Origin of the sequence: Clostridium sp. SGI.024 (assembly GCF_050315195.1) — a bacterium.
In the GTDB taxonomy this organism is placed as follows: Bacteria; Bacillota; Clostridia; order Clostridiales; family Clostridiaceae; genus Clostridium.
The window spans coordinates 1-6,636 of record NZ_JBNPON010000103.1 but is presented as its reverse complement, the minus strand read 5'-3'; the positions used below and the strand labels follow the sequence as shown (position 1 = coordinate 6,636).

6 protein-coding genes and 1 other annotated feature are annotated in these 6,636 nt (G+C 27.1%); all 6 genes read right to left on the bottom strand.

Features of this window, described 5'->3' with window-relative positions:
* Positions 1–20 precede the first annotated feature (20 nt).
* Positions 21–253: a binding site (T-box leader), on the bottom strand.
* A gap of 53 nt (positions 254–306) precedes the next feature.
* The 6 genes from ACQRD5_RS16485 to ACQRD5_RS16460 all read right to left on the bottom strand — a co-directional run bounded on the left by ACQRD5_RS16485 (position 307) and on the right by ACQRD5_RS16460 (position 6,570).
* Complete coding sequence (locus ACQRD5_RS16485; RefSeq protein ID WP_427747067.1) at positions 307–1,659, bottom strand: MATE family efflux transporter; 1,353 nt, start codon at positions 1,657–1,659, stop codon at positions 307–309.
* A 134-nt stretch (positions 1,660–1,793) separates the two neighbouring features.
* Positions 1,794–3,530 (bottom strand): putative bifunctional diguanylate cyclase/phosphodiesterase, encoded by a 1,737-nt coding sequence (locus tag ACQRD5_RS16480; RefSeq protein WP_291627236.1) that lies wholly within the window; start codon positions 3,528–3,530, stop codon positions 1,794–1,796.
* Between the two features lie 24 nt (positions 3,531–3,554).
* On the bottom strand, positions 3,555–3,686 hold the full coding sequence (locus tag ACQRD5_RS16475) for a hypothetical protein (RefSeq protein WP_291627239.1): 132 nt from the start codon (positions 3,684–3,686) through the stop codon (positions 3,555–3,557).
* Between the two features lie 20 nt (positions 3,687–3,706).
* Positions 3,707–3,895, bottom strand: a complete 189-nt coding sequence (locus tag ACQRD5_RS16470; RefSeq protein ID WP_291627240.1) for a DUF4250 domain-containing protein — start codon at positions 3,893–3,895, stop codon at positions 3,707–3,709.
* 380 nt (positions 3,896–4,275) lie between these two features.
* Positions 4,276–5,142 (bottom strand): tRNA 2-thiocytidine biosynthesis TtcA family protein, encoded by an 867-nt coding sequence (locus tag ACQRD5_RS16465; protein WP_291627241.1) that lies wholly within the window; start codon positions 5,140–5,142, stop codon positions 4,276–4,278.
* Between the two features lie 69 nt (positions 5,143–5,211).
* The gene (locus ACQRD5_RS16460) at positions 5,212–6,570 is read right to left on the bottom strand and encodes an FAD-dependent oxidoreductase (RefSeq protein WP_294167044.1); all 1,359 of its coding nucleotides are present in this window, start codon (positions 6,568–6,570) and stop codon (positions 5,212–5,214) included.
* Between the last annotated feature and the right edge of the window lie 66 nt (positions 6,571–6,636).

The window sequence follows — 6,636 nt, the reverse complement described above, 5'->3', positions numbered from 1 at the left end:
AAAAACGCCCTATACCAAATGTATAGGACGATATTATACGCGTTGCCACCTAAATTGCTTAAAAAAGCCTCTCTTATCAGGTACTAAAATACCCTATTCCCTATATCGTGGGACTTACGGATCAACTACTTTAAAATAATTTCGCATCACACCTCAGAGGCCCATTCACTATTTGCTACAGTACTGAAATCACACCATCTTCAGCTCTCTTAAACCTTACAATATAGTTACTATTCCTCGTCAAAGGACTTGTCTTCTTTTATTTATTTATATAATATTCCTATAAACTATCTTTGTCAATAGTTTTTATGATTTTTTTCTATTAGGTTTTATAATTATAAAATTAAATAAACTTAATAAAATTATTCCCTTAGCTATACTAGTTCCACTAATGCTCCACCAAACACCATTTAACCCTAAAGTATCAATACCACTTAATAAAATTGCAATAGGTATTCTTAAACCAGTTAATATTATACTTACCCAAGAAGGAGTTACTGTATTACCTAATCCATTAAATGCTCCTGCTGTAGTTATTTCAATGCACATAAAAAGTTGTGATAAACCTAAAATTCTAAGATAAGTTCCTCCTGCTTCTATAGCTTCTGCTTCTGGAAGGAATATTGAAAATATATTCTTACCTGCAAATATTAATAATATTGTAGCAAATATACCTATAAAACCAGCAAGTATCATAGTAACTTTATATCCTTTTAATATTCTATCCCACCTATTTGCTCCATAATTTTGTCCAACAAAAGCAGTTAAAGCTACTCCAAAACCTTCTGCAGTCATCCATGATATTGCTTCTATTTGGGAACCTACTTTTTGCACAGCTATTGCTACTGGTCCCCAAGAAGCAATTAATCTACCTATTATCATTGCAAAAAATGCAAAACTGCAATTTTGTAATGCTGTTGGTATTCCTAATCTACATATTTTAATAATAGTTTTTTTCTCTATATATTTTTTATTTTTTAATTTTAAACTATATCCATTTTTAATAAAAGAAATAATAAAAATAACTGTTACTATGGCTTGTGCACCTACTGTAGCTAAGGCAGCCCCTACAACACCTAAGGCTGGGAATCCAAATAATCCAAAGATAAGTATTGGATCGGCTACAATATTAACAATTAATCCAATTGTATTAATAATAAAAGGAATTTTACTACTTCCTGATGCATTAAAAATTCCAGTAAATAATGGATTTAAAAAACTAAATATCATTCCAAGAGAAACTACTACTAAAAAGCTAATGGCCATATTATTAATTTCATAATCTCCTAATTTGAAAAATCCTACTAACTCTTTTCTAAATACTATCAAAAACATTGTATACATTATAGCTATTACAATATTAATTAATAAACTATTATAAATGAATTTATTTCTTTCCTTAACATCTTTTTTACCTATTGCTTGTGAAACTCCTATTTCTGCTCCTATCTTAGATATAAAAACTAATGCACTTCCAAACCAAGTAAAAAATCCTGCAGTTCCAACTGCTGCAACTGCACTACTTCCAATTCTCCCTACCCAAAGCATATCTATCATATTATATGCCATTTGTATAAAGGAAGTCCGAAGAATAGGTAAGGATAGTTTAATTAATGTGCTACTTATATTACCTGATACTAAATTCACTGATTTCTTCATTTGTCCTCCTTAAAAATATATAAAAAACTTCATAAATATTGAAAATAAAATTTAAGTTACAAAATTTTAGTTTAATGCAACTGCAAACTATAATTTCAAATTATGAAGTATTTTTATCTTATTTAATTATTAATTTATTTACTTAACATATTTATCACATTTTCAAAATTTTCAGGTTTACTATAGTAATAGCCTTGAACAGTATCACACTCCAATTTCTTTAAGCAGTCTACTTGTTCTTTTTCTTCAACACCTTCTGCTACTACAGTAATTCCTAATTTATGAGATAACTGAATTATTTTTTCTACTATGTATCTACTTTTCTCATTTTGAGTCATATCAATTACGAAACTTCTATCTATTTTCAAAACATCAATAGGAAGTTTTGTTAAATGATTTAATGATGAATATCCAGTTCCAAAATCATCTAAAGCAATAGAAGAGCCTAAATTCTTTATTTGCATTAAATAGTCTATATTTCTATCCACAGATTTCATTATCATACTTTCTGTAATTTCAAACTCAATATATTTAGGAGAAATATTAAATTCTTCAATTAACAATTTAAAATATTCTAACAAATCTCCTTCTCTTAGCTGAATTTCTGATAAATTAACTGCAATTTTAAAATTATCATAGCCTTCTAACAATAAATATTTTATTTTTATAAATACTTCTCTTAATACAAATTTGCCTATTGGTATTATTAATCTTGTACTTTCTGCTATGGGAATAAATTCTGAAGGACTTACTAAACCTATTTCTGTGCTGTTCCATCTAAGCAATGCTTCAAAACCATCAATTTCGTTATCCATTAATCTAACTTTTGGTTGAAATACCACAAACATTTCATCATTATCTAATGCTGTTCTAAGTCCTCTCTGAATTGAATAAATTCTATTTATTTCTCTTGAAATATTACTATTAAACATTTCCCATTTATTTTTTCCATTAGTTTTTGCTAAATACATAGCTGCATCTGCATTTTTAAGCAATACTTCAAACTCTTCTCCATCATCAGGGAAAACAGCAACCCCGATACTTACAGAAGTAAAGATTTCATTATTATTTATATTATATGGTGATTTTAATAGATCTGTAATCTTAATTACTATTTTTTTTATATCATTAAAATTATAAATATAGGGAATAAAAATTATAAATTCATCTCCACCAAATCTACATAATAATTCATTAAAATTCAAAGATTTCTTTAGATCTTCTGCAAAACGCATAAGAAATTTATCTCCGCAATTATGACCATATGAATCATTTATATACTTAAAATTATCTATATCAATTATAACTAAAGCACCTCTACTTTCAAGCAAGGTATGGTCTCTTAATTGATTTTCTATAATAGCTTTAAAACTTTTTCTGTTATTTAAACCAGTTAACTCATCATATGAATTTATATATTCTAATTTTAACTTTGAATCCTTTTCTTTACTAATATTATGTATATATCCTTCAAATTCCAAAAATTTTCCTCTATCATCTTTCTTAGTAAAGCCATTAATTCTAACCCAAACTTCTTCTTCTAAAATGTTTATAACTTTTATTTCTATATCTTCTGTAATATTGTTTAATTCATAAAGTAAAATATCAATATAATCATTATGTATAAATTCTTTTACTTCATTAAAATTAAATACAATAAACCTATCTTCATATCCAATAATCTCCTTATTGTTCCCATAAAATATAACCAAATCTTCTTCTTTATTAGCATAGATAAAAAGTCCTTTTATAGAGTTTATAAAGGAATTCTTAAACTTAAATAAGAATTCCTCCTTATTTCCATCAAGAAAATTTTTATCTTCTATCTTAAGGGATTTAAAATTCTTGTTATAATCATTTTCCCTAATCATACCAAAATCCTCTTAATCTTTAATCTAATTTTGTTTTTCTTTAATTATATCTTCGTTCGTTCTTTCTTTTTCTTTACTGTCATTAATTAATGTTGTTACTAAAGCTATTCCGGCTGCTAATGCAACTGCTAACTTTCCCACTTTTTTTAGTTTCATTTTTACTCCTCCTAACATATTTATCTAAACTGATTAATAGTTTCGTCGTAATTATACCCAATTTTACTGAATTTTTCTTTTAATTCTTCTTCATTAACTTCCATATCTTCACATAAAGAATCTAAATTATTATAAAAATCCCTAAGTTTCATATTTATAATACTTAATAAAATATTAGGATCCATAGCTATATAATTTGGTTTATCCATGCTTCTTCTCCTTTTTGCCTAAATGTTACTTATACTATTTCAAATATACCATATTTCATTTAATAAAAAAAGCTACTTTTAAAATGTAGCTTGAACATAATTAAAAAGAAATAATGTAGAATAAAAGAATAAACTCCTTGTGGAGTTTATAAATTGAATATATTTTTAGTAATTTGTTTTAAATTACCTAATTTATTATAAATTTTTAATAAAGGACCACTTAAGCAGTCCTTTATGGAATATTATTTAACTTCTGGTACTTTAGAAGCTTCACTTTTTTTTGGAGACTTGTATCTCTTATTTTCCCAAGTTGCTTCTTGACCTTTTTTAGCCATAAAATCACCTCCGCTATACCATTAGTATAAATAATATAGCTTTATTTATTCTTCATCATAAACTTCTAAATATTTAGTTTTTACTCCATCCTTTTCCCATCCTAGAATAGAATCTAAATTAACATTTTCTGCAGCTTTAAATATAGATTTTTCTACACCATCAAAGTTCTTCTTAAGTTCCTTAATAAGTTCTTTAATTTCATATCTCTTATTACCTATTTTTTCTGCTGCTACCATACAGGCACAATTTAAAGGCCAAATTCCTGCATTATTAGTAAATCTCTTAATATACTCTTCTTCTACATAATATAATGGTCTTATAAGCTCCATTTCTGTAAAGTTAGCTGATTTAAATTTAGGTAACATAGTTTTAAAATTTCCAGCATAAAGCACATTTAAAAGAGTTGTTTCAATTACATCATTATAATGATGTCCTAATGCTAATTTGTTACATCCAAGTTCCTTAGCTTTATTATATAAAGAACCTCTTCTCATTCTTGCACAAAGATAGCATGGATAATCTCTTGCCATCTTATCAACAACTTCAAATACCTTTCCTTCATATATATGTACTGGTATTCCTAGATGCTCACAGTTTTCAATAAGTAATTCTTTTATCTGTGGATGATAACCTGGATCCATTGCAATAAATTCTAATTCAAAATTCATTTGACCATGTTTCTTTAATTCTTGGAAACACTTAGCCATAAGTAGCGAATCCTTTCCTCCAGAAATAGCAACAGCTATTTTATCTCCTTCTTCTACAAGCTTATAATCTTTAACAGCTCTTACGAATTTAGTCCATATATGTTTTCGATATTTCTTAACAAGGCTACGTTCTATTTCCTCTAAAGGCTTTTTTTCTTCAGTAGGAACAAGTCTTTCACAGCCTTTACCTGCTATATTAATCAATTTATCACCTCATTTAATAATCTTTATCAATTATATCACCTTTTAATATATATGTCTTTAGTATAACCCTTAACTTTTTCCTCTAATAGCTTGAGGGTAATCAAAAATATTTAAAGGGTCATATTTAGATTTAACCTTCCTTAATTTATCTAAATTATCACCATAATACTCTTTTTCAAAATTATCTAATTCATCCAAAGGAAAATTAACAAAAGAACCTTTAGTCATATCTTTTATTATACTAAAGTTTTCTTTTACCCAATCTTTATTATCTTCAGCATAAATATCCTCTTCCCAGACAGATTGTATTCCCACAATAAACTTAGCATCCCTATAATAATAAGCTGTAGCTGACTTGTCTACATCAGATATTGCACCACCTGCACCATAAAAAGATACTGCTGTATAGCTAAATCCCTTTGCTGGTTTGCTAATAATTTTTATAATTTCTTCAATTTCTTCATCAGATAAATCTCTATTCAAAAATCTACCTGTAGATTTATACTTTTCATAATCTGGATGACTATCTTGAATCCATTTATTACATTCCAAAATGCTTTTATCTTCAATAGTAATCTCAACTTCTTTAGTAATACCTAATAATGATTTTAATATATCTTTTGCTTTTGTTGAACTGCCATAAAATAAGCCTGTTATTTTAACTCCTATACCTTTATCTACAGAATTATATATAGCAGTTTTTAAATTTATCTTTCTATCTAAAGATTTAAATAAATTTTGAAGTTCTGTAATAATATTAAGTATAGTATTATAACTTGCATTAGGATAATTTATATAAATTAAGCTTCCACATCCTTCCTTTTTACTTAATTTTAATTTCATAGACGTAATTACTCCAAAATTACATCCACCACTTCCCATAATACCCCAAAATAAATCTTTATTTTGATTTCTATTTACAATTAATTTTTGGCCCTTATAGTTTATTATTTCTGCTTCAAGTAAACTATCAGAAGCTAACCCTAGGTATCTAGCTGAATAACCCCATCCGCCACCTAATATTAATCCTGGAACACCTACTGTTGGGCATCCTCCACCTGGAAAAGGATATCCTTTCTTACCTAATGCTTCATATGCTTCTCTATTTCTTACACCACCACCTATTTTTACATATCCTTTTTCTTCATTGATATCGATATAATTAATATTACTTACATCTATTACAACTACATCATCGCCAGTAGAATATCCTTCATAGCTATGTGCACCCGATCTTACTCTAATTTCCTTTGAGTTTTCTCTAGACCACTTTATTGCATTTATAACATCTTCTTCAGTATAACAATATACTATAATAAAGGGATGCTTATTTATGGCTCTATTCCAAGCCTTAATGCTTTCATTGTAATCTCTATCTTCTCTGGTAATTATTTTTCCAGTTAATCCTATACAATTACCATCATTCATTAAATCACCTTCTATTAAATTTATTCTATATAAGATAATATCACATAGATATTTAAAATTAAATAT